Origin of the sequence: Ruminococcus sp. CAG:379, assembly GCF_000434255.1 — a bacterium.
Lineage (GTDB): Bacteria > Bacillota > Clostridia > Oscillospirales > Ruminococcaceae > Ruminococcus_F > Ruminococcus_F champanellensis.
In genome coordinates this window covers 1-1118 of the sequence record NZ_FR894900.1, presented here as the reverse complement: position 1 = coordinate 1118, position 1118 = coordinate 1, and the positions used below count along the sequence as shown (strand labels likewise).

The following is a 1118-nucleotide window of genomic DNA, read 5'->3' as shown; positions in this document are numbered from 1 at the left end:
AGGAAAATGGCGGCAATGACCGCCTCAAAGGCATCCGCCAGAATGGAGGGACGGGTTCTGCCCCCGGTGTTTTCCTCCCCCTTGCCCAGCAGGATCGCATCCCCCAGCCGGATCTTCTGTGCGAACACATGCAGGGATTTTTCACAAACCAGGCTTGCCCGGATCTTGGTCAGCTCCCCCTCCGGCAGATGGGTAAAATGCTTGAACAGGTACTGGGATACCACAATGGACAGCACACTGTCCCCCAGAAACTCCAGCCGCTCATTGCTGTGGCGCAGCTTCTTCTTTTCGTTGGCGTAGGAAGAATGGGACAGCGCCTCCTGCAGCAGTTGCTTATTGTGGAAGGTGTAGCCGATGATCTGTTCAAATTCTTCCAAACTCAGGGTATTCCCTGCCTCATGCTCTTTCAATTTTCTTCTCCTCCATAGCCTGCAGCGCCGCAACCGATGCGGTAAGTGTCTCTATCATTTTCTCATCCGCACAAGCCTTTGCCTGCCGGATGGCATTGTAAAACGCCCGGGCATCCGAACTGCCATGGGCTTTGATCACGGGCTTTGCGATCCCCATCAGCACAGCGCCGCCCACCTCGCTGTAATCCATCTGTTTTTTGAACGCCTTGATCCGGGGCAGCACCAATGCTGCGGACAGCTTGCCGCTGACTCCGCTGAACACGTCCTTGAGCTTATGTGCAAAAAAGGAACCCATGCCCTCATACAGCTTCAGGATCACGTTCCCCGTAAAGCCGTCGGTAACGATCACATCATACTCGCCTCCGGGGATCTCCCGTGCCTCCAGGTTGCCCCGGAAGTTGACCGGTGCCTCCTGCAGCCGGTGATAGGTCTCGATCTCCAGCTCTCTGCCCTTGGTATCCTCCGAACCGATATTCACAAGACCCACCGCCGGATTCTCCACGCCCATGACGTTCTTCATGTAGGCACTGCCCATCAGAGCAAACTGCACCAGCATCTCCGGCCGGCAGTCCGCATTGGCACCGCAGTCGATGAGCATGCTGACTCCCTTTGCTGTGGGGAGCAAAGGTGCCAGTGCCGCACGCTTGATGCCGGGGCTGCGCTTTGCAAGGAAGGTAGCACCTACCACCAGAGCACCGGTACTGCCGG

At 57.1% G+C, this 1118-nt stretch carries 1 protein-coding gene and 1 pseudogene (1 of these 2 running past the window's edge); both read right to left on the bottom strand.

Features of this window, described 5'->3' with window-relative positions:
* A pseudogene (rnc, locus tag QVO51_RS06715) lies at window positions 1-377 on the bottom strand (ribonuclease III) (it extends 324 nt beyond the left edge of the window).
* 19 nt (window positions 378-396) lie between these two features.
* On the bottom strand, window positions 397-1118 hold a 722-nt coding region (locus tag QVO51_RS06710), incomplete at its 5' end, for a phosphate acyltransferase (RefSeq protein WP_288167956.1).